The following is a 22,058-nucleotide window of genomic DNA, read 5'->3' on the forward strand; positions in this document are numbered from 1 at the left end:
CAGATAAGCATTTACAACTTTCTTTTTAAATTCATAACTATATTTAGACATAAAAATACCGACCTCCAATCGTTAGATTTTTTGGTCTAACTTTTAGGGGTCGGTACAAAAATCGCTGTCCCTTCTATATTTTCGTATATCCTTATGATACTGACTTATAATGCCTTAATTCTCTCTAATGCTGCAACTGAATTCTCATATGTTCCGAATGCTGTCAGTCTGAAGTATCCTTCTCCGCTTGGTCCGAATCCGGATCCCGGTGTTCCTACTACATTGGCATTTTCTAAGAGGTAATCAAAGAAATCCCAGGATGTCATCTGCTCCGGTGTCTTTAACCAGATATATGGTGCATTTACACCACCGAATACTTCGAAGCCTGCTTCTTTCAGACCGCTCTTAATTACGCTTGCATTTTTCATGTAATATGCAACCTGTTCTTTCAACTGTGCTTTTCCAGCTTCGGAATATACTGCTTCACCGGCACGCTGTACGATATAAGGTGCGCCGTTGAATTTGGTGCCGTGACGTCTTGCCCACATATCATGTAAAGATACGCCATTGCATTTCAAATCCTTTGGTACTACAGTATATCCAAGACGTACTCCGGTAAATCCTGCATTCTTTGAGAAGCTCTTAATCTCGATTGCACAGGTCTGTGCGCCTTCACATTCGTAAATCGTATGTGCCACATCTGCTTCTGAAATATATGCTTCATAAGCGCCATCATAGATGATCAATGCACCTTCTTTATTGGCATAATCAACCCATTCCTGTAACTGTGCTTTGGTAATGGTTGTTCCTGTCGGGTTATTTGGCAGGCACAGATAAATTACATCTGGTGTCTCCTTCGGGAATTCCGGCACGAAATTATTTTCTCTGGTACATGGCATATAAATTACATTGCTCCACATCTGGGTATCCGGGTTATATGTACCGGTTCTTCCAGCCATAACATTGGAATCCACATATACCGGGTATACCGGGTCACATACAGCAATTCTTACATCCGGTCCGAATAATTCCTGAATATTTCCAGAATCACTCTTTGCTCCATCGGATACGAAAATTTCATCTGCTTCGATTGCACATCCTCTTGCCTGATAATCATTTTTTACAATAGCATTACGCAGGAAATCATATCCCAAATCAGGTGCATATCCATGGAAGGTTGCAGGATCTGCCATCTCATCAACTGCCTTATGTAAAGCCTCAATAATTGCCGGAGCGATTGGCTGGGTAACATCCCCGATTCCAAGACGGATGATGTTCTTATCCGGATTTTCCTGGGTAAATGCATTTACCTTTTTGGCAATGGTACTGAATAAATAGCTTCCTGGTAATTTCTGGTAGTTTTCATTAATCTGATACATAATATCTCCTTTTCTTCTCTCTAAATAATCTACTATATTTAACCTATTTTTCATACTTATGCATGCATAAGGCTCAAAATCATCTGTGCCGTCTCGATGAGTCCGGTTCCATTATCCATACTCCGTTTCTGGATATACCGGTGTGCTTCTTCTTCACTCATGTTATTCCGTACCATCAGAAGTTCTTTGGCATCCTGTAACATGCGTTTTTCCTCTTCGCTCCGTACCTTCGGTTCCATACGCCGTTTCTTACGCATTCTGGTAATAGTATAAGACATGGTCTCTACCGTCTGTATCAGTTCGTGCACCTTAAGCGGCATGGAAAGGCACATAATATCAGCAACTTCGTGCTCATTGCAGATATCCGGCGAAGCAACGAGAAGCATCTGAAATGTAGCAGGAATATATTCATGCAGTTCAGTATACATCATGTCCACAAATCTTGGACTGCAGACCAATATACCTCCATCTAACGAATTCGCATACTGCAATGCCTGAGCCCCTGTTGTGACTGCTGCATCTACATGAAATCCACTGCGCACAAGTATATTTTTTATACTTTTGGCGTTTTCTATCTTAGGGAATGCAACAATAACATTAATCAAGTTCTTATCTCCTGTAGCATTTTCTTACATCAACTAAATCTTATACAGATACTCATCAATCTCCCACTGTGTCACCTGGGCTCTGTAGTCCGCCCACTCAGCCTTCTTGGCTTCTGCATATTTCTCTGTAATATGTGGTCCTAAAACCCCTTTGATATAATCATCGCGTTCGAACTCTTCGATTGCTTCCATTAAATCTCCCGGAAGTGATTCAATACCCTTTTCCACTTTCCTGGAAAGTCTCATTTCAAATACATTTTCTCTTACCTCTTCCGGCGGCATAATCTTATTTTCAATTCCATCTAAGCCTGCTGCAAGGCATACTGCCAATGCCAGATATGGATTGGCTGCCGGGTCCGGACATCTTAATTCCACCCTGGTTCCTGCCCCTCTGGATGCCGGAATACGAATCAGCGGACTGCGGTTCGTTGCAGACCATGCAATGTAAATCGGTGCTTCATAGCCCGGAACCAGTCTCTTATAAGAATTTATCAGTGGGTTGGTGATAGCGGACATACCTTTCATATGTTTCATGATTCCGCCAATGAAATAATATGCTTCTTTGCTCAAACCAAGTTCACCGGATGGGTCATCAAATATATTTTTTCCATTCCGGGAAAGTGACATATTAATATGCATGCCGGAACCGTTGATTCCATATTTTGGCTTTGGCATAAAGCTTGCAAATAAGCCATGACGCTTTGCAATGGTCTTAACTGCCAGTTTAAAAGTCATAATCTTATCGGCTGTTGCCAATGCTTCATCATAACGGAAATCAATTTCATGCTGTGCCGGTGCTACTTCATGATGGGATGCCTCGATTTCAAATCCCATATCCTCTAAGGTCAGCACCATATCACGTCTTGCATTTTCACCTAAGTCTACCGGTCCTAAGTCAAAGTATCCTGCTTTCTCATGGGAAATGGTTGTGGGCTGGCCATTGTCATCGGTATGGAATAAGAAAAATTCACACTCTGGTCCTACATCAAAGGTATAGCCCATCTTTGCTGCACGCGTAATCTCTTTCCGCAATACGTATCTTGGGTCTCCTTCGAAAGGTGTTCCGTCTGCACAATAAACGTCACAGATAATTCTTGCAACTTTTCCCTGCTGTGGTCTCCATGGGAAAATAGTAAATGTGTCTAAATCCGGGTAGAGATACATATCGGACTCCTCAATCCGGACAAAGCCTTCTATGGATGAACCGTCAAACATACACTGATTATTCAGTGCCTTCTCTAACTGACTTCGTGTGATTGCCACATTTTTTAAGGTTCCAAACATATCCGTAAACTGAAGCCGGATAAATTCCACATCTTCTTCATCTGCCATACGGATAATATCCTGTTTTGTATACTTCATACTGCCGTTCTCCTTTTCCTTATACTTGATTTATATACTGCAGAACCTCTTTATATGCCATTCTGCCGCCAAACAGGTCTAATGCACTGCCTATCGTCACATTAAGCCTGCCTTTTCCATGTTCTTTTAACTGCTTTAAATCTTCAAAACTGCCGACTCCTCCGGCATATGTAATTGGAATTCTGCCCCAGTCTCCCAATATTTCTACCAGTGGGACTTCAATGCCGGATGCTTTTCCCTCTACATCTACTGCATGTACTAAAAATTCATCCGCATATTCCTTTAATTTATCTAATAACTCCGGCGTGATTTTCTCTTCGGTAAATTTCTGCCAGCGGTCTGTCACTATATAGTAGTCGCCATCTTTTTTCCGGCAGCTCAAATCCAGAACCAGGTGCTCTTTTCCTACTGCTGCAAGAATTTTTTCCAGATTATTATAATTTACTTTTCCATCCTTAAATACATAGGATGTCACAATTACATGACTGGCCCCTGCCTCGATAAATTCTTTGGCATTCTCTGCATGAATGCCGCCGCCAACCTGCATACCGCCCGGATATGTGTGAAGTGCAAGCAGTGCCTGACGTTTCGTTTCTTTATAATAGGAACTGTCTGACGGATTCAGCAGAATGATATGTCCGCCACGAATCTTATCTTTTTTATAAAATTCTGCAAAATAAGCGGCATCCTGTTCCGCCACAAAATTCTCTTTTGCCTGATTTCCTTCATCCTTAAGACTTCCGCCCACAATCTGCTTGACCTTGCCATTATGGATGTCTATGCACGGTCGAAATTCCATCCTTTTTCCCCCTCTGTTTGAAAAAAGGACAACGTTCACCCTTGGTTGACCCCGTTGTCCGTCTAAAAGAATAACATATTTTTGTATAAAATGGAATAGTTGTTTTAACAATTGACAGTATATTATTTTTTTGCTAGAATTGAGAAATTAAAGGCTTTATTATATTACACACTTTTTAATAAGAAAGAGAGGAAACGAGAAAATGGGTAAAATTATCGGTGAAGGAATTACATTTGATGATGTTTTGCTGGTTCCTGCATATTCGGAAGTTACTCCTAATATGATTGATCTTACCACTTACCTGACTAAGAAAATCAAATTGAACATTCCAATGATGAGTGCTGGAATGGACACAGTAACTGAACATCGCATGGCAATAGCTATGGCAAGACAGGGTGGTATCGGAATCATCCACAAAAACATGTCTATCGAGGCTCAGGCGGAGGAAGTGGACAAGGTAAAACGTTCCGAAAATGGAGTTATCACAGACCCATTTTTCTTATCCCCAGATCATACATTAGCTGACGCAGAAGATTTAATGCACAACTTCCGCATTTCCGGAGTTCCTATTACAGAAAACGGAAAATTAGTCGGCATCATCACTAATCGTGATTTGAAATTCGAAACAGATTATACAAAGAAAATTAAAGAAAGCATGACGTCCGAGGTCTTATTACTGCTCCGGAAGGAATCACATTAGACGAAGCGAAAAAAATTCTCGCTAAGGCAAGAAAAGAAAAGCTTCCAATTGTTGATAAAGATTTTCACTTAAAAGGTCTTATCACTATCAAAGATATTGAAAAACAGATTAAATATCCATTATCCGCAAAGGATGACCAGGGCAGACTGCTTTGTGGCGCTGCTGTTGGTATTACTGCTAACATGATGGACCGTATCGATGCACTGGTAAAATCCCATGTCGATGTAATCGTTGTAGATTCCGCACATGGACATTCCTTAAATATCTTAAATGCAGTTAAGAAAATCAAAGCTGCTTATCCTGATCTTCAGGTTATCGCAGGTAACGTAGCAACCGGCGAAGCAACCAAAGCCTTAATCGAAGCTGGTGCTGATGCTGTTAAAGTTGGTATCGGACCTGGTTCTATCTGTACTACCCGTGTGGTTGCAGGTATTGGTGTTCCACAGATTACCGCTGTCATGGATGCCTTTGCAGTTGCAAAAGAATATGGTATTCCAATCATTGCTGATGGTGGTATCAAGTACTCCGGAGACATGACCAAGGCTTTAGCTGCCGGTGGTAATGTATGTATGATGGGAAGTATGTTCGCAGGTTGTGACGAAGCTCCTGGAACCTTCGAATTATATCAGGGAAGAAAATACAAAGTTTACCGTGGTATGGGTTCTCTTGCAGCTATGGAAAACGGAAGCAAAGACCGTTACTTCCAGGAAGGTGCTAAGAAGCTTGTTCCGGAAGGTGTTGAAGGACGTGTGGCTTACAAGGGAAGTCTTGAAGATACCGTATTCCAGTTAATCGGTGGTATCCGTTCCGGTATGGGTTACTGCGGATGTCCTACTATTCCTGAATTACAGGAAAGAGGCCGTTTCGTTAAGATTACTGCTGCTTCCTTAAAAGAAAGTCATCCACATGACATCCACATTACAAAAGAAGCACCAAACTACAGTATTGATGACAAATAAATTTTTCACCAAGAGAAACAATTTTATATGAGCCATCGTGGTACTCATATTATACAAAACAGGATTGAAAACTTTTCATTGAGTTTTCAATCCTGTTTTTGGCATTTAAAAATCTTTATTCAAAACTATCTTACTGTTTTTGCATTATTACCATTTCCATCGGTTCCGGTTGTCGCATCATCCACAGCATCTTTAATTCCGGTTCCGGCATCATCTACTGCATCATCTACACCATCTACAATATCTTCTGCGCCATCTACTACTCCATCTGTCACATCATTTACCACACCGTCGCCATTATCTCCATTGTTTGTGGTATTGTCACGATTATTCTTGTCATTTGTGTTATTCTTATTGTCTGTGTCATTCTTATTGGTAGTATTGTTACTTCCTGCTCCGTTTTCCGTGGTATTTTCTTCATTTCCATTCCTATTACCACAGGCTGCCATGCTGCCAAAGAGGCACACTACCATCATGGTCAACACCAGTTTTCTTAATTTCTTCATGTTCAATATCTCCTTTTTATTGATTTCAAGTTTATTGTTTCCAACCTATCCTTTTCTATGCATCTTCTGTGCGGATTTTCTACTTTCTCATCTTTGGTTCAAATATCAGGGATGCCAGATAGGCAAATACCAATGCAGCAGAGATTCCTACCGCCGTTGCCGTAAATCCACCCATGAAGATTCCGATAAATCCATTAGTATCAACTGCTTCCTTAATTCCCTTAAACAGCGTATTGCCAAAGCCTAACAATGGCACCGATGCTCCCGCTCCTGCAAATTCCACGAAAGGCGGATATACACCGATTGCTCCCAAAACAGCTCCGGAACATACCAATAGCACCATAATCCGTCCCGGCTGCATTTTCGTCTTTTCCATTAAAATCTGGCAGAGGGCACATATCAGGCCTCCTACCCAGAATGCATTCATATAATCCATGTGTTCTTTTCCTTTCTTCCATCATTCTTATCAAAACTATTATTACTTTTTATTATCTACCAGGCTTTTGTTACGGCACATACTCAAGCATTACTCCATGGGCAATTCCCGGTACATTTTTTCCTTCGTTATAACTTACTGTGGAAAGCAATGCTCCGGTTGGCACAAATAACACCTTTTTCCATTCCCCTGAAATAATCTTCGGAAGATAATAGGCAGATAAAACAGAAGCACTGCAGCCACAGCCACTTCCGCCAGCATCCGTATCCTGTTCTTTTGCATCAAAAATTTCGATTCCGCAATCTGAATGATTGTTCTCGATGTCATAGCCCTTTTTCTTTAGCAAATCAAATAGGATTTCCTGTCCGACAGTTCCTAAATCCCCTGTTATAATACGGTCATATTCTTCCGGCTTGCTTCCAAAATCCGTAAAATGTGCTGCTATGGTATCTGCTGCTGCCGGAGCCATCGCTGCTCCCATATTTAAGGAATCATGAATTCCATAGTCCACAATTTTTCCGGTGGTGATTCCACTGATTTTTACATGAGTCCGTTGGGTGGACAATACATAGGCACCACTTCCGGTAACCGTCCAGGTAGCCGACATGGGACGCTGATTCCCATATTCCAGCGGAAATCGAAACTGTTTCTCCGCGCTGGCAAAATGACTAGATGTAATCGTCAGGACATTTTCTGCAAATCCTGCCGCCACGCACATTGCTCCAAGTGACATGGATTCCCCTGCCGTAGAGCAGGCTCCATACACACCAAACAGCGGAATTTCAAAGTCGAGAAGTCCAAAGGATGTTGCTATAGTCTGACCCAACAGGTCTCCTGCAAAAATATAACGGATTTCTTCCGGCGTAAGCCCAGATTTTCCCAATGCCAGGGTTGCTGCTTCCTTCTGCAAGGTACTTTCTGCTTCCTCCCATGACTCACATCCAAATTTGTCATCATTTCCAATCACATCAAAATACTCTCCCAGTGGTCCTTCTCCTTCTTTCTTTCCGACCACTGATGCCGAATTTAAAATAAAAGGAGTCTTCGCAAAGCGAAGACTCTGTTTTCCCTTTACCTCAGACATGTCATCACTCCTTTTTGTGATTAGCATGTCCAGGTTCTGGCATTTTATGTATTTTTCAGAAATTTTTCATGTTTCTTTTCTTTACTTCTATCTACGGTTATGCTGTAATAAATCCATGGCAGCAATTAATTTCAACATTTTTCAATATTTCCATTGAACTTTTTGAGAAAGGAGAAACTGACATCTATAATAAACTATTATCTCATTATAAGAATCTTACGGAGCAAATCTCTGCCATTCAGGATGAACTTTCCACTCTGCCACCCGGCACTCTTTATTGTACCCACAATGGCAACTATACCAAGTGGTATCATCAACTTCTATCCCAACAGTTTTATATTCCCAAGAAAGAGAAAAATTTTGCTCAAGTCATGGCCCGGAAAAAATATTTAGAACTAAAACTGCAGTCCCTCTCTTTTGAGCGACAGACAATCCGCACCTGTATTGACACCCTTGCCTCACATCCTTCTAAAATTGAAACTCTTTTTCAAGAATCTTCTCCCTATTGTGAATTATTTCACACTGTCCTCCAACCCATTTCCACAGAATTAAATCAATGGATGAATGCTGATTTTGAATACAATATCAAATACCCGGAACAACGGATTCACAAATCTGCTTCCGGTCTGATGGTCCGTTCCAAATCAGAAGCACTGATTGCAACACTGCTCTCACATAACCGTATTCCTTTTCGTTATGAATGTGCACTGTGTTTAGGCGAAACTACCCTGCACCCTGATTTCACGCTTCGTCATCCTAAAACAGGAGCATTTTATTACTGGGAGCATTTTGGTCTGATGGATTTTCCTTCTTATCGAAAGAATGTCTTTTCCAAGCTTCAGCTTTACACCGCACATAACATTATCCCATCCATTCAATTAATTACTACTTATGAAACAAGTGAGCATCCCTTTGATTCTGCTTATGCCGAGCAATTAATTCATTACTATTTTGGGGATTAGCGGGAAGCTGACTTTGTAAATTTGTTTTTCTTCTCCTTTTGGGCAAAACTCTCTTGTTTCTCAACGATTTTGCCCAATTTACCGCGGGACACGGCTCCTCTTCCTTGATAAAGTCTTGCTTTTCTACTTCTTTTGGGCAAAACACTCTTATTTCACAATGATTTTGTCCAATCTACCACCGAACACGGCTCCTCTTCCTTGGTGAAGTCTCTCTTTTCTTCTCCTTTTGGGCAAAATTCTCTTGTTTCACAATGATTTTGCCCAATCTGCCTCCGGGCACGGCTGGGGTCGCTGCCACAACTTTGTTTCACTGCTGTATCTGATTTTCGACTGTGGCTCACACCCTTCCCATCTACTTCGCTATCAGCTGATATATCCAGTATATGACCCCAAGTAGCCAGCTTGTAAAGATTCCATAAAGGATTACCGGACCCGCAATGGTAAAAATTTTGCAGCCAATACCAAAGACCTGACCTTCCTTTTTGAATTCGATGGCAGGAGCCGCCACTGAATTGGCAAATCCGGTGATTGGAACGAGGGCTCCTGCCCCGCCAAATTTTGCAATTGATGGATAAATATTAAGACCGGTAAGAATTACGCTCATGAGGACAAGGATCATACTGCACCAGCCGCCGGAAGTATCTTTATCCAGTCCTGCGTTCTGTGCAATATTTAAAATCACCTGGCCAATACAACAAATAATTCCGCCGGTCACAAATGCTTTTAACATTTTCAGGGCAAGATTATGCGTTGGTGTTACCTGCTTTACATATTCGTTATATGCCTGGTTTCTTTCCGCAACATCCTGCTCCTGTACTGTTTTATTCAGATTTTCATTTTTTTGCCGCATATCTTTTTCTGATTCACTTTTTGCCATGCTAAAACCTTCCTAAATAATATAATATTTTTCTCTTAGTATGGCAAAACTTGTTTCTTTTATACATACACCGGCAGCTTCTTACGGATGCCCGGCAGTTCCTTATGAATGTCAGTCAACCAATATACGATTTAAGATTTCATCTTCTCTCACCAGGCGTTTTGCTTCTTCCCGGTATTTTTCTTCGTGAAGGTAAGTGTGACGGAATGGCTTAATAGACGGTGCCAAATCAATTGCCGCAAGGAAATCGCTCTTTTTCATCTGAAGTGTTGCTGCAAAATCAAAAAATCCGGTCTCTTCCAATACGGTCTGTACCCGCACATATCTGTGATTGTGCACCTTGCTCATGATATAGGTTGCAATACCGACCTGAATACCGTGTAACTGTGGCACTTCCAATAATTTGTCCAGTGCGTGGGAAATCAAATGCTCGCTTCCACTGGTCGGTGCGCTGCTTCCGGCTATTTCATTGGCAATTCCGCTCATGGCTAGAGAATCCACCAGTTCTTTTAAAAACAATTCATCTTTGATGCTCTGATATGGAGTCCGGACAAAACTGTTCACCGCTTTCTTCGCTATCATAACCGCAAAATCATTTACCGTAGAGTAACCACATTTTTCCTCATAAATCCAATCATATAATGCTGTGATTTTTGAAATCATATCTCCGATACCGGAATAAATAAATTTCTCTGGTGCCGTGCGGATAATCTGCGTATCCACCACAATGCCATAAGCCAGTTTTGCCGGAACCGAAGTTCTCTTACCGTGCACCAAAAGGGATGCACTGGCACTGGAAAATCCATCACTGGAACTGGAGGTCGGAACGCTTATAAACGGAATGTTTCTTAAAAATGCGGCATATTTTCCAGCATCGATTACTTTTCCGCCACCAATTGAAATAACTGCCTGCGTTTTATTCGGCATGGAAAATGCAAGCGTTATAATATCATCAATATCAACGGTATCCAGTTCGCTATACTCCAATACTGTAATTTCTTCTTTTTTCAGTGATTCCATTACAGTCTCACCAAACATATCAATCAAACCATTTCCAAGAAAAATGACTACCTGCTTTAAGCCTTCTCCCTGTAAATAACTTCCCAGTTGATTTAACGTGCCATTTCCGACTTTCAGAATTGCCGGAACTGAAATTGCTTTTCCTGTCTGCATATTTATTTCTCCTCTTTTCTATCTCAACTTCTTAGATTTCTCAAACTTTTGAAATACTCTGACTCTTATTATATGTATTCTATGCCATAATATCAAGCTCGCCCTGCAGAACCTGTCACTGGCAGCTTCTTACGGATTCTTTGTGAAACAAAGAATGTGCCTTGGCACATTCCCGCGCCTGCGGCGGTCGCTTGCGACATCTACCTTATACGCCGCAGTGCGCATCCTCGCGGAGCGTTTTTTACTTTACAGGAAAACAATTTCCTGTAAAGTAAAAAACGGCAGCCAGAAACCTGACTGCCGAATTATATTCCTTACTGTACCTTGAAGATACTTACTGATGTATCCAGATCCTCTGCATCCATCTGAAGCCGTTTTACCGCATCATTTAATACTTCTACTGCCTGTAACTGTTTCTCTGTACTACGGGCAAGTTCTTCAGATGCAGATTCTGTCTGGTTAGAGGTCGTTGAAATACTTTCGATGGCATTCATGGTATCTTCTTTTGCCTGTTCGATGCCACCCACACTCTGGGTAATCTTCTCAACATCCTCTGCCAGCTTGCTTACCTGCTGACTGATATTCTTAAATACATCAACGGTATTATTCAATGCTTCTGTCTGGAATGCAACGCTCTCGCCTGCAAGTCCAGCTGTCTCGATGGTAGCTGCCAGACGTTCCTGAATATGATTGATAATCTCACCAATCTGATTACCCGCATTTCCGGACTGTTCTGCCAGTTTACGGATTTCTTCAGAAACTACTGCAAATCCTCTTCCTGCTTCACCGGCTCTCGCCGCCTCAATTGATGCATTTAAGGACAAAAGATTAGTCTGTTCTGCAATCTCATTGATTGTTCCGATGATGCTGTTAATTGCAATAGATTCTTTGTTCAGTTCTCTGATTTCCCGGATGATGGTCTCTGTTACTTCCGTTGTACCCTGAACTTTTTCACCCAGGTTTGCTACGATAACCATACCATTTTCAATTGCTCCCTGGGCTTCCTGGGCAATTTCGCTGATTTCATCAGTATTCTCATGTACAACATTGATTCTTTCTGCCAGACCATTCATCTGCTCCAGGCAGCTTTCCGTATCCTGTGCCTGCTGGGAAATACCACTGTTGATATAATCCACTGCTTCCGTGATATCCTTTGTTACTTCCAATAAAACTTCGGAGTTGGTTCCTACCTGGACTGCCGAATCAGAAACATGACCACTGACATTGGTCATCTTGAGAATCAGATCCTTCATACTGCCAATCATATTGGTAATGCTGGATGACAACACATTAAACTCATCCTTACGCTTCATGCTAATCTGTCCGGTCAAATCTCCATCGGAGGTCTTCTTTAAGACACGGTTAACCTTACGGATTGCTTTGGAAATTCCGCTTGCAAGAACGGAACCTACCACGATTGCAATAACTGCACATATTGCTACGGCAATTAACGTATATCTGAGAATCGCCTGTGCACCTGCCATAATCTCTTTCTGCGGAACCATGGCACATACCAGCATATTCGTACCTTCAATCCTGCTGTATGTAAACAGATAATCTGCGCCCTCATAAGACACTTCTTTAGAACCCTGCAGATTTTCTCCTGTTAATGCTTCCTGATAAAAGTCCGTATCTGTAAATTTTATATCACTATCTCCACTTAACACCTGGCTTCCATCCTCTAATACAAAGCCCTTGATGCTGTTATCACTAATCTGTGCATTGTCTAATATATCCTGGATAAAGCTTGTCTTAACATCAATGATGATATATCCAACAGATTTATTGCTATTATTCTTAAGAACGGTAACAAGAGATAATGCATACTCATCACTGTCATATCCGGTGACTTCATCAATGGCTGGGTGGCTGCTGATCCACATACTTCCCATGCCAATCTCAGACTCTACATTCTTTCCTTCTTCCGACTCAACAAACGCATTATATACATCTCCACGGATTGCACCCTTTTCACTGCATGCTGTTCCACTCTTCGCACAAACTATAATGTGATCGATGAATTTGTCTGCAGTAGATTCATTGCTCAATGCAACTTTTGCATCCATCAGCATAGACTCTGACTTTACCTCTGAACCTGTATAATAACTTGTAATTGTAGAATTAATAGAAAGACGTGTTGCCATCAGTTCAATATTCTCAAAACCAAGTCCGAGATACTCTTCCAATGTACCAACACTGGTATTTGCAGAAGCCTCGTATGTACTATTCAAGGTAGTACTGCACTTTGAATAAATCATAAAACCAATGATAACAAACAGGATAACCGGAATCATAAATGCCCCGATTAATTTCACCTGAATGCCACGAAGCCCCATTCCCTTATCCTTCGCAGCCTTTCTACTGTTGCCTGTTTTCTTCGGCTGTGGCTTTCTTTCCATCTGTTTTGCCGGTCTTTCCTTCTTAATCCGTTCTTTCTTCGGTTTTCTTACCTTTTCTTTCTTTAACTTTTCCTTTTTTGGCTTTACTTTCTTAAGCTTCTCTTTCTTTACTTCCAACTGCTTTCTTGTCTTCATCCGTATTACCCCGTTTTTCCAATTGTAAGCATATCTTTCTCCCCGCTGTTTCTGTCCACTCTTTACGTCTTCATTTGCATGGAAACGTTACCATATGATTTGCTTTATTCTAGCATATTTTCGTTTGTTTTTCAACACCGGCTTATTACGAATTCTCGAAATTTACATTACGGCAGACTGTCTTGCGCCGTTTCCTTTTTTCCTCATACAGATATTCATCAGCATGCTTAAACATCTCAATAAAATCAATCTTCTTTTCACAGACAAATTCTACTACTCCAACTGAAATTCCAACATAATACGGTTTCATGGAATGTTCATTGTACTGTTCACATTTCTGGTGAATATTGTAAATGAGCTGTTCCTTCTCTTCCATCTCGCTATATCTTACAATGCCTGCAAATTCGTCCCCTCCGAATCTTCCCACATCTCCATACTGTCCAAAGACTTCTTTTACAATTCCTGCTGCTGTCCGAATTGCGCAGTCTCCTTCTGCATGGCCAAAATTATCATTGATTTCCTTTAAATGGTCAAGGTCAGCTATCATAAGACAGGCTTTTTTCCCTAAATTGTCCTGATTAAACCGGACCAGACTCTCCATCAGTCCCCTGCGGTTATAGATTCCTGTCAGTTCATCATAAATTGCAATAAAATTTAATACTTCATTCTTTTCCCGCAGCCGGTCACGATATTTTTTCTGTTTAATATTTGCTTCCAGAAAACGGAGAGATGTTCCAAGCTGCAATGCCAGTATATAATAAAAAGAAATCTCTTCCGGTTCAATCTCAAGCATCAATAGTCCGTACTGCCGCTTTCCATCAATTAATAGAAAGCTGATATAAGAAAAATAATCTTCACCGGAGCTGCAACAATCCGGTACACCAAAGCTTCCATCTATATATGGACGTTCCTTTTTCTCAAATACCTGAATATTTTCCCTGTATTGGTGCATAGTTAAATACATCCTTTGGGGCATCTTCCATTTCTGTCCCTTTTCGTAGGTAACCGGCTGCTCCAACAGATAAAGCAGGGAACTGCGTATACCCAGATGATAAAATACTTCTCCACTTTTCCGGTAGAAAGATTTCTCATTCTCTGCTTCCTGCATCAGGTCCCGGATCAGAAATGGGCCAAGCCACGATTTATGCTGAAAAAGCCTTAATTCATCAATAATATGAAGCAGCTCTGTTTTCTCATCTGCCTTTTCTTTCGCTCTTCGTGTTACTTTGCAGCCACAGGATTCCCGGATTATAAGTTCTGCATCCAACCGGACAGATTCCACCGGTCTGCCTGCACAGATATCTACTGCCTTTTCTACCGCTATCTGCCCCATTTTATAAGCATCCTGGGAGACAGTCGTCAATGGTGGATTACTATAACGCGCCCTCTCCACATCATCAAAACCGGTAATCAAAATGTCTTTTCCTATCCGGAGTCCATGGGCTTTGCATACACGATAACACGCCACTGTCATTTCATCATTAGCTGATATAATTGCTTCGGCATCCGGATTGTCCCTTAGCAGCTGTTCTACAAGATTATCCACGAATTCCGAATAATCTCCCACCGCCATCATTTCCGGCGTCACTGGCAGATGATGTTCTGCCATAACATTTAAAAATGCTGCTTTCCGCTCTATGGCATCCTGATTGTCTTCCGGTCCCCCAAGATAAACCAGATGCTTTAAATGATGTTCTATAATAAGATGCTCCACACATTTTTGCATACCACCATAGTTATCCACCATGACATAGATACCCCGTGGATCATCCGTCGCATCTTCTAACAGTACATATGGTATTCCCGCAAATTTATCCAAAAATGCCTGTTTATCTTCATTTTCCTGAAAAATGCAAAGAGAGCCATATGCAATAATCAATACATCTACTTTCGCTAATTTTGCATAATCGTAGACTGTATTGTACTGATAGTCAAAATCCTCCAGTGCAAATTTCTGGTTGAAACGCACACTCTGCGTTCCCAGAAAATAAATCACATTAACATCCATCCCGCTTGCTGCTGCCCGAATCCCCCTCATCAGGTCCTTCGGATGTGCTGTATGCACATTTCCAATCAATACCCCAATTGTAAATTTCTTCCCCATAACATCGCTTCCTATTCCTGCCACAAACGCTGTTCTGTCTGTCCCTCCTGAAATAATTCACGCATTTGTTCATCTAGTTTATCATCCGGTTCGTAATCTTTTAACATCCGAATCAGATGCTGCTCCCGCACATCATCTGTCAAATAGTCTGCCAGCATCCGGTTGACCTCTTCAATTAACTGCTGTGGTTGTAAAATCTCTGTTGCCATATTTCCGGTCAGTTTGTATGCAAGACCTGCCGCATAATAGAATTCATAGTTTCCCATCATGATAGATGCCTGCAGATTACATTTGATTACAACACTCTGACGTGCAATTGACTGTATCATTTTTTCACTTCTTCCTTACGGATTTTTATATTTTCATTTTATAACATCCCGAGGAAAACATCAACCCTAGCCGCATATTGTCCTACAGACTTCTCCTGTAGATTCCCCTATCGTTTAAGGAATTGCCTGCCCTGTGATTCAGGAATCCGACAGCTGTCTTATGAAATAGAAAAGTGCCCCAGCCATTTTTCCAAATGCCATAAATAAAAGAATCACCCACAATCCGGTCTTTACCTTAAGCCGCCGGAATATAACCGGAAAAGTCTTTAATATTTCAGCCAGTGCAACTGCTACACAGCCCACAAAGAAACCGGCACAGATACCGTATACTCCTAAGAAAATATGTCCCAATGGAATTCTCATTGTAAGAAAGACCGACAAAAGATTGCCTCCGATTCCACCCAGCACGATCATATTTTCATATAGATAAATCCTTCCTGCCGTCTTGGATTTACCAATCATCCGCGGGATGATATTAAGCATGATCAGGAATGCAAAGGTTCCACCTGCCACTGCTGCACCGGCAGTCAGTCCAACCAGGCCTAAGAAAATATGTCTAATCCACATCAATGGTCTTACCTCCACGTCCACAGTTGGCAATATAAGTATCATCTACATCTTTCTCATACTTACGCATTTCCACCTGAATCGGTGTCGGGTCATTGGTTATTTTACTGTTGCCAAAGTGATTAAAGAAAATGATAACACCAATCGGCAGACCAATACTGTAGCAGATTTCCAGTTCTGTAATCCCCGATGACTCCTTCCCCATCACCTGATAATAGAGTTTCTGGAAAAGCTCTGTCACTGAAATATCATTATTAAATGCCATAATCGTAAATGCTGCCCCGAAGAAAATCAGGATACATAAAATGCTGGTTTTGATAACCTCTGATGCTTTGCCCGGCTGTAGTTTGGGCTCATATTCTATGACGAAATCCGCTTCTCCTTCATTGGTAATATTTACATTCGGATACTGTGCCTGTATCATTTCAATTATTTTTAATGAAGTCATCACCTGAACATATTCTGTCTTTTTCGCCTTCTGTGGAAAGGAATAAATCTTCATCTGCTTTAGCTGGCGTATCATTGCGGTATCTGTTCCGGTCATCTTTGCAACATCCGACAATCTGACATTGCGGTCTCTGACCACGGAATTCTTTTCGATTTTAATATAAAGACTTGTCTGCTGACTGCTCATGAAAATGGCATCCTTTCTATAAATCTGGTTACAAATGTTCCTTCTCCTTTTGCACTTTTATCACCATTCTCATTCGCATAATAAAGAATGCCTCCTATCACTGCAAGAATCACCAGTGAAAGGAGGCAGATACGATACGTTTTATATTTCATGCCATTCCTCCTTGCTTACTGCATTTTCCGGAATAGTATGTGTTACGATTCGTTTTTTATTCTTTTATTTTGTTTTTAAAGCATCTATCTGAACTTCCTTTCCGTGTCCAAAAGCACCCTCCATTTGGCATACTTTTGCTGCAAACTTTGCAGCCTCTTTTATACTCTCTTTGATTGAAACATTATCATCTATACCTTTTTTCTTACGGTCAAGATAACCTACCATAAAAGTTGTAATAAGTGAGTCTCCTGCACCCATAGTATCTATTGCTTTTTCAATCGGATATGCCGGTTGCTCAAAAAACTCATTATTTGCATAAAGCATACAACCTTTTGCGCCTCTGGATGCACACACAATTTTCGGTCCATAAGAGGCTACTTTCTTAAGGTGTTTTTTTACTTCATCATCCGTTCCATCAAAGGAGCAAAATGCATATGTTACTAATGGTGCTATTTTTTCATAATATTCCGGTTCAGAATCATCCGAGAAATCAAAAGATAATGGAAGTTCGGCTGCTTTAATCTTTGGAAGCTGTGACTCCATATAACAGTAATTTCCACTGTGTACCAGATCAAATTCTGCAAGATATTCCAAGTCAAATTCATCCAGATCATAAATATGTCTGCTCCGGACTCCACCTTCATTATAATCTAAGAATACACGGTCACCATCTTCTAAGGTACATCTGGAATAACCATTTTCTCCCTCAATTTTCTTACACTTTACCAGTTCAATCTGTTCTTCCCTCAACGCAGAAATAACATGATCTGCATTTTTATCAGTACCAAAATAGCCCATATAGGCACACCTTTTTGCACCAAACATTTTGGCATACACAGCAAGATTTACACAATTTCCACCTGGATACTGTACATTCTCGTGAGTATAAATATCTACCACGTTATCCCCAAAGCCTACCACACTTACGTCATATTTCATACTGTTTCTCCTTTCGTCTAGTACTCTACAACTCCCATATACCGGCGCATATCCAATGGGTGTCCGCTCTTATTCTGAATTGCAGTACGGTATAACACGCTCATTTCATAGAACAATGGAGCATTAAAATAATCTACGCAGGAATCATCTATTGCATCCATTCCACAATCTGCTGCATCAATAATCTCATATTTTTCCGCATATTTATTTAAAAATACTTCTGCTCTTTCATCAATCATTCTTGTTTTTCCTACCGATTTTAAGAGGATATAAATATGGTCTTTATCTGTTACCTCAAATGGTCCATGGAAATATTCTGCGGAATCAAGATAACAGCAGTCCATCCACTGCATCTCCTGAAGAGAACAGATTGCAAATCCGTATGCCTGTGCATATGCAGAACCGGATGCCATAATATATAAAAATGGTGCATTATAATAATGTTCTGCAAAATTCCATGCCTTATTCTGAAACTTCTTTGTTGCATTACAGATAATTGCATCGCATTTAGTGATTCCATCCTTCATCCCTTCATAAAGTTTATACTCCGGCTCCTGTCTGTGAATCAACTCATTTATAATACTGTAATTTAATCCTAATGGTCTATCCTTCTGTAATGTTTCCGGCTCCCAATCATAGACAATTGCATGGAATTTTTCACTGTCGCAGGCACTGCCCGGTGTATGTGTATATGTAATTACAAATGCACCTTCCTTTACACCAAGTTCTGCTGCTTCTACCGTTTCTTTTGTATTTCCACCATGTGAACAGATAATGACAACAGAGTGTTTTCCAAGTTTCTTTGGAGGGGTTAAAACAAATTCTTTACTGGTAATCCACTCTGCTGTCATGGTGGATGATTCTCGGTTAATAAAGTAACATGAAGAATAAAGGTCAACCAGAGAGCCTCCACAGGCCACAAAATATACTTCACTGATTGTTCCATTTTCCTTTTCAATTATATCAACAAATTTTTCTACGTTAAATTCTGATGCATGCATTTTTAAATACCTTCTTTCTTAGTTATTTTTCTTAATCAGTTTTCTCATTAAAATTGTTATAGCCATACCAAGTGCAGCAGTTCCCATCAGGAAGCCAAAAATCATTGGATAAGCATTATTTCCAAATTTATCCATCCACTTTCCAAAAATTATATAGTAAAAAGAATCTGGCAAATATCCGATAATAGATGCAATTCCAATTACAGTTCCTGCATATATCGGTTTAAATTTACATTCCTGTAATCCCGACCAGATTACTCCGTAAAGCATCATACCAATTGCACTTGGTAACAAAGAAACAATTGTTGCCAGTACCGGACTGATGTTGGATGGCATTATCAATACTCCACCATAAATCACAATTGTAATTCCAAATGCAGTAATATACCATTTTGTAGAAGATTTAAAAATCTTATCTACGATAATTCCACCAATCGGACATAAAAGGTTCATAAGATTACTTCTCACAATACTGATAAAAGATGAATGTACCAACGGTATACCAAGTACATCCGTCAGATATGGTGAAAAATAGGATACACTTGTATACAGACCATATGCACATAATACCATCAGTGAAAAGAGCCAGGTCATCGGATTCTTTAACGCTTCACCGACATATTTAATTTTAAATTCTTCATCAGAAGATTTTGTCTGTGTAATACTTTTTTCTTTAAAAAATATCATTGTCAGAATTAAAGCAACTGCTGTAAATGCTACCATTGCCCATACTGCAATACTAAAGGAAGTAGATGGGTCATCTGATAAACGGCTTACCTGTAAACATACTGCATTTAAAATTGCAGAAATAATACCTGATGCAGCATAATAAATTCCATAACACATTCCCTGCTCTTCTGCTGTGCCAACCTGACCTACTGCTTTGGTTATTGCTGCCCAGAATACAAAAATTGTAGACACACCAAGTCCAGCCCATAATACGCAGGCTACTGCAAAATTCATGGTAAGTGCATAAATAATTCCGATAACTACAGAACCCAGAATAGAGCCTACTAGACATTTTTTCACAGACCACTTATCAGCTAATATTCCACCGGGAATCAATGTAATCGTATTTGCTGCCGCATAAATTGTCATTAAAATTCCTGACTGGGTATTTGTAATTCCCATAGCTGCAATCTGCTGATCATAAAACACATATCTGATATAAGGGAAACAATACATAACTGCATTTACAAGTCCCAGAATAAAAAGTACCCATAACGTTTTTGCACTCAAATGTGCTTTTGTTTTGTCACTCATCGCAAAACCTCCTTTACCTATTCTCCATTTCTTTATAAACATCCTGTCCAGCACATATGGTTCTTAAAACATGTGCCTTTCGAATTTCTTCAATATCTGTTTTGAAAAGATTCCTGTCAAAAACTACTATATCAGCCTGCTTACCGCTTTCCAGCGTTCCTAATATATGTTCCTGTTCCATAGCATACTGGCTTCCAATTGTCCAGGTTTTTAACATTTCCGGTATTGTCAGACCATTTTCCGGCTGAACCGGTTCTTTTCCATCTGCGGCATAGGTTCCGCATCCATAATAAATTGCCTCAGGTATATCCGGTATTAACATCGGAAGATCCGTTGCACCACTTAAAATCACACCATGATCTGCCATTGAACGATAATTCATATAACGGCTCCGCCTGCTACCAAGTTTTTCATCATAGTCTTGTTTCCAATTTTCACAGGAATCCAACTTATAAACCTGTGTATAAATCTCACCAAAGACTCCAAGCTGTGCCATTTTTTCTTCGTCCACTGCACCCGTCAATTCCAAATCAGTAATTCCATGTCGATTCTTTAATCTTCCATTTTCCTTTTCACATTTATCATAAATCTGAAGAATTTTATGGAAGGAACCATCCCCTTCAGAATGCAATGTAAATCTGAATCCTTCACGGTCTGCTGTAAGTACATCTTCTTCTAATAATGCATAATCAATATTCTTTTGGCAACAATAATCTTTTCCCTCATATGGCTCCATCAGATCTGCCTCTTCTGAGACAATCAATCCATCTGTCATCTGATTATAACCGGAAAACCTTAAAAAATCAGAATGATATTTCTTCTTCATTTCTTTTCCATATGCTAAATCCATTTTCTTTCCTACTGGTTGTGACATAAAGGAAATCCGAAGGCTCAATTCTGCTTTCTGTTCCAATTCAGCCAATATATCTGTAAATCCATAAAAATTATCAAATCCCATTTCTTTTACAGATGTTATCCCATGGCTGTTTAACATAGACATATATGCCTTAAACTGTGGAATAATAAAATCTCTATCATTCAGATAAATTTTCATAATTTTATAAATTGCCTCTGAACTTCCGCATGTATCTGGTGTAAACCCAAACACTTCTTCTGCAACTTTGTTCATAGCACAATACCCATGTCCGGCAGTAAATAAAATAACCGGTCTTTTAACCTGTTCCAATTCACCTCCCTTATTTATTTTTTCTGCCAGCTCCGGTTGTAAATGATTTCCAAATAAAACGACCGTCTCCGGATTCATTTCCAGATTTTCTGATAACCGTTCAACTATTTGTTTCAGATTAACTGCTTCTGATAAATCCACACCAAGATAATCCACTACATATCCTGTGAAAAATGTATGGGTATCACCAAATCCCGGGCAAATGGTTCCCTCTCCATAGTCCACAACTTCAGTAGATTCACCCACCAGTTCATTTGGGATATCTCCACATCCGACTTCAAGAATCTGTTTTCCTTTTATTGCCACATATCCTGGATATGCCTCTTCTGAAACAGAATCAAAAATACAGGTTGATTGAAATATCTTGTCTGCTTCTTTTTGCATTTTTCCACCTCCTTTTGTTAAATTGATTATATCATCATATAACGTTATATTGCAATATTGTTTCTTTTTCTCAAATCACTTTCAGCATTCTCAACATTTTATTATCTATTTTTTATACTTTCTCTTTACTT

Annotated in this window: 20 protein-coding genes and 1 pseudogene; 2 read left to right on the top strand and 19 right to left on the bottom strand. The window is 40.1% G+C overall.

Annotated features, from left to right (window positions below):
- Positions 1 to 155: 155 nt before the first annotated feature.
- Genes DW059_RS11975 through hisA form a run of 4 tightly spaced genes read right to left on the bottom strand, consistent with a single transcriptional unit; the run spans position 156 to position 4,136 of the window.
- Positions 156 to 1,370, bottom strand: coding sequence for an LL-diaminopimelate aminotransferase (locus DW059_RS11975; protein ID WP_117698947.1), 1,215 nt, complete (start codon positions 1,368 to 1,370; stop codon positions 156 to 158).
- 56 nt (positions 1,371 to 1,426) lie between these two features.
- Entirely contained in the window at positions 1,427 to 1,975 is a 549-nt protein-coding gene (locus tag DW059_RS11980; RefSeq protein WP_117698948.1) for an ANTAR domain-containing response regulator, read from the bottom strand.
- A 33-nt stretch (positions 1,976 to 2,008) separates the two neighbouring features.
- Positions 2,009 to 3,337 (bottom strand): type I glutamate--ammonia ligase, encoded by a 1,329-nt coding sequence (gene glnA / locus DW059_RS11985; protein ID WP_117698949.1) that lies wholly within the window; start codon positions 3,335 to 3,337, stop codon positions 2,009 to 2,011.
- A 19-nt stretch (positions 3,338 to 3,356) separates the two neighbouring features.
- Entirely contained in the window at positions 3,357 to 4,136 is a 780-nt protein-coding gene (gene hisA, locus DW059_RS11990; RefSeq protein WP_117698950.1) for a phosphoribosylformimino-5-aminoimidazole carboxamide ribotide isomerase, read from the bottom strand.
- A gap of 202 nt (positions 4,137 to 4,338) precedes the next feature.
- On the opposite strand from hisA, the pseudogene guaB reads away from it, so the two are divergent.
- A pseudogene (gene guaB, locus DW059_RS17670) lies at positions 4,339 to 5,795 on the top strand (IMP dehydrogenase).
- Between the two features lie 125 nt (positions 5,796 to 5,920).
- Here the strand turns inward: guaB and DW059_RS12000 are convergent.
- The 3 genes from DW059_RS12000 to spoVAD form a co-directional block, all read right to left on the bottom strand.
- Complete coding sequence (locus tag DW059_RS12000) at positions 5,921 to 6,301, bottom strand: hypothetical protein (protein ID WP_199534351.1); 381 nt, start codon at positions 6,299 to 6,301, stop codon at positions 5,921 to 5,923.
- A 79-nt stretch (positions 6,302 to 6,380) separates the two neighbouring features.
- The gene (spoVAE, locus tag DW059_RS12005) at positions 6,381 to 6,737 is read right to left on the bottom strand and encodes a stage V sporulation protein AE (RefSeq protein ID WP_117698951.1); all 357 of its coding nucleotides are present in this window, start codon (positions 6,735 to 6,737) and stop codon (positions 6,381 to 6,383) included.
- Between the two features lie 70 nt (positions 6,738 to 6,807).
- Complete coding sequence (gene spoVAD / locus DW059_RS12010) at positions 6,808 to 7,821, bottom strand: stage V sporulation protein AD (RefSeq protein ID WP_117698952.1); 1,014 nt, start codon at positions 7,819 to 7,821, stop codon at positions 6,808 to 6,810.
- 68 nt (positions 7,822 to 7,889) lie between these two features.
- On the opposite strand from spoVAD, the gene DW059_RS12015 reads away from it, so the two are divergent.
- Positions 7,890 to 8,783 carry a hypothetical protein gene (locus DW059_RS12015; RefSeq protein ID WP_022244353.1) on the top strand — a complete coding sequence of 298 codons (894 nt, stop codon included), beginning with the start codon at positions 7,890 to 7,892 and terminating at the stop codon, positions 8,781 to 8,783.
- A gap of 352 nt (positions 8,784 to 9,135) precedes the next feature.
- On the opposite strand, the gene DW059_RS12020 is transcribed toward DW059_RS12015, so the two are convergent.
- The 12 genes from DW059_RS12020 to DW059_RS12070 form a co-directional block, all read right to left on the bottom strand.
- Positions 9,136 to 9,660, bottom strand: a complete 525-nt coding sequence (locus tag DW059_RS12020; protein ID WP_022244352.1) for a SpoVA/SpoVAEb family sporulation membrane protein — start codon at positions 9,658 to 9,660, stop codon at positions 9,136 to 9,138.
- Positions 9,661 to 9,771: 111 nt separating this feature from the next.
- Positions 9,772 to 10,833 carry an iron-containing alcohol dehydrogenase family protein gene (locus DW059_RS12025; protein ID WP_117698953.1) on the bottom strand — a complete coding sequence of 354 codons (1,062 nt, stop codon included), beginning with the start codon at positions 10,831 to 10,833 and terminating at the stop codon, positions 9,772 to 9,774.
- Between the two features lie 314 nt (positions 10,834 to 11,147).
- Positions 11,148 to 13,367: a methyl-accepting chemotaxis protein gene (locus tag DW059_RS15955; RefSeq protein WP_117698954.1), complete on the bottom strand. Its 2,220-nt coding sequence runs from the start codon at positions 13,365 to 13,367 to the stop codon at positions 11,148 to 11,150.
- A gap of 145 nt (positions 13,368 to 13,512) precedes the next feature.
- Positions 13,513 to 15,471, bottom strand: coding sequence for a GGDEF domain-containing protein (locus tag DW059_RS12035; protein ID WP_117698955.1), 1,959 nt, complete (start codon positions 15,469 to 15,471; stop codon positions 13,513 to 13,515).
- A gap of 11 nt (positions 15,472 to 15,482) precedes the next feature.
- Positions 15,483 to 15,800 carry a DUF3837 domain-containing protein gene (locus tag DW059_RS12040; protein ID WP_117698956.1) on the bottom strand — a complete coding sequence of 106 codons (318 nt, stop codon included), beginning with the start codon at positions 15,798 to 15,800 and terminating at the stop codon, positions 15,483 to 15,485.
- Positions 15,801 to 15,938: 138 nt separating this feature from the next.
- The gene (locus DW059_RS12045; RefSeq protein WP_117698957.1) at positions 15,939 to 16,367 is read right to left on the bottom strand and encodes a stage V sporulation protein AB; all 429 of its coding nucleotides are present in this window, start codon (positions 16,365 to 16,367) and stop codon (positions 15,939 to 15,941) included.
- Positions 16,357 to 17,001 (bottom strand): stage V sporulation protein AA, encoded by a 645-nt coding sequence (locus tag DW059_RS12050; protein WP_117698958.1) that lies wholly within the window; start codon positions 16,999 to 17,001, stop codon positions 16,357 to 16,359. Before DW059_RS12050 ends, DW059_RS12045 begins: the two co-directional genes overlap by 11 nt.
- Positions 16,998 to 17,153, bottom strand: coding sequence for a hypothetical protein (locus DW059_RS15960; protein ID WP_156454679.1), 156 nt, complete (start codon positions 17,151 to 17,153; stop codon positions 16,998 to 17,000). Before DW059_RS15960 ends, DW059_RS12050 begins: the two co-directional genes overlap by 4 nt.
- Positions 17,154 to 17,217: 64 nt before the next feature.
- Complete coding sequence (locus DW059_RS12055) at positions 17,218 to 18,093, bottom strand: PfkB family carbohydrate kinase (protein WP_117698959.1); 876 nt, start codon at positions 18,091 to 18,093, stop codon at positions 17,218 to 17,220.
- Positions 18,094 to 18,110: 17 nt separating this feature from the next.
- Positions 18,111 to 19,094, bottom strand: a complete 984-nt coding sequence (locus tag DW059_RS12060; protein WP_242986239.1) for an SIS domain-containing protein — start codon at positions 19,092 to 19,094, stop codon at positions 18,111 to 18,113.
- Positions 19,095 to 19,112: 18 nt separating this feature from the next.
- Entirely contained in the window at positions 19,113 to 20,357 is a 1,245-nt protein-coding gene (locus DW059_RS12065) for an MFS transporter (RefSeq protein WP_158552121.1), read from the bottom strand.
- Between the two features lie 13 nt (positions 20,358 to 20,370).
- Positions 20,371 to 21,927 carry an amidohydrolase gene (locus DW059_RS12070; RefSeq protein WP_117698961.1) on the bottom strand — a complete coding sequence of 519 codons (1,557 nt, stop codon included), beginning with the start codon at positions 21,925 to 21,927 and terminating at the stop codon, positions 20,371 to 20,373.
- Positions 21,928 to 22,058 lie beyond the last annotated feature (131 nt).

This window comes from Roseburia sp. AF42-8 (assembly GCF_003435965.1).
GTDB lineage: Bacteria > Bacillota > Clostridia > Lachnospirales > Lachnospiraceae > Roseburia_C > Roseburia_C amylophila.

Coding starts and splice junctions, on each gene's coding strand:
- hisA (WP_117698950.1), bottom strand. CDS start 4,136: ATGGAATTTCGACCGTGCATAGACATCCATAATGGCAAGGTCAAGCAG.
- DW059_RS12025 (WP_117698953.1), bottom strand. CDS start 10,833: ATGCAGACAGGAAAAGCAATTTCAGTTCCGGCAATTCTGAAAGTCGGA.
- glnA (WP_117698949.1), bottom strand. CDS start 3,337: ATGAAGTATACAAAACAGGATATTATCCGTATGGCAGATGAAGAAGAT.
- DW059_RS12000 (WP_199534351.1), bottom strand. CDS start 6,301: ATGAAGAAATTAAGAAAACTGGTGTTGACCATGATGGTAGTGTGCCTC.
- DW059_RS12070 (WP_117698961.1), bottom strand. CDS start 21,927: ATGCAAAAAGAAGCAGACAAGATATTTCAATCAACCTGTATTTTTGAT.
- DW059_RS12060 (WP_242986239.1), bottom strand. CDS start 19,094: ATGCATGCATCAGAATTTAACGTAGAAAAATTTGTTGATATAATTGAA.
- DW059_RS12045 (WP_117698957.1), bottom strand. CDS start 16,367: ATGTGGATTAGACATATTTTCTTAGGCCTGGTTGGACTGACTGCCGGT.
- DW059_RS12065 (WP_158552121.1), bottom strand. CDS start 20,357: ATGAGTGACAAAACAAAAGCACATTTGAGTGCAAAAACGTTATGGGTA.
- DW059_RS11975 (WP_117698947.1), bottom strand. CDS start 1,370: ATGTATCAGATTAATGAAAACTACCAGAAATTACCAGGAAGCTATTTA.
- DW059_RS12020 (WP_022244352.1), bottom strand. CDS start 9,660: ATGGCAAAAAGTGAATCAGAAAAAGATATGCGGCAAAAAAATGAAAAT.
- spoVAD (WP_117698952.1), bottom strand. CDS start 7,821: ATGTCTGAGGTAAAGGGAAAACAGAGTCTTCGCTTTGCGAAGACTCCT.
- DW059_RS15955 (WP_117698954.1), bottom strand. CDS start 13,367: ATGAAGACAAGAAAGCAGTTGGAAGTAAAGAAAGAGAAGCTTAAGAAA.
- DW059_RS12015 (WP_022244353.1), top strand. CDS start 7,890: ATGTTTCTTTTCTTTACTTCTATCTACGGTTATGCTGTAATAAATCCA.
- spoVAE (WP_117698951.1), bottom strand. CDS start 6,737: ATGGATTATATGAATGCATTCTGGGTAGGAGGCCTGATATGTGCCCTC.
- DW059_RS12050 (WP_117698958.1), bottom strand. CDS start 17,001: ATGAGCAGTCAGCAGACAAGTCTTTATATTAAAATCGAAAAGAATTCC.
- DW059_RS15960 (WP_156454679.1), bottom strand. CDS start 17,153: ATGAAATATAAAACGTATCGTATCTGCCTCCTTTCACTGGTGATTCTT.
- DW059_RS12040 (WP_117698956.1), bottom strand. CDS start 15,800: ATGATACAGTCAATTGCACGTCAGAGTGTTGTAATCAAATGTAATCTG.
- DW059_RS12055 (WP_117698959.1), bottom strand. CDS start 18,093: ATGAAATATGACGTAAGTGTGGTAGGCTTTGGGGATAACGTGGTAGAT.
- DW059_RS12035 (WP_117698955.1), bottom strand. CDS start 15,471: ATGGGGAAGAAATTTACAATTGGGGTATTGATTGGAAATGTGCATACA.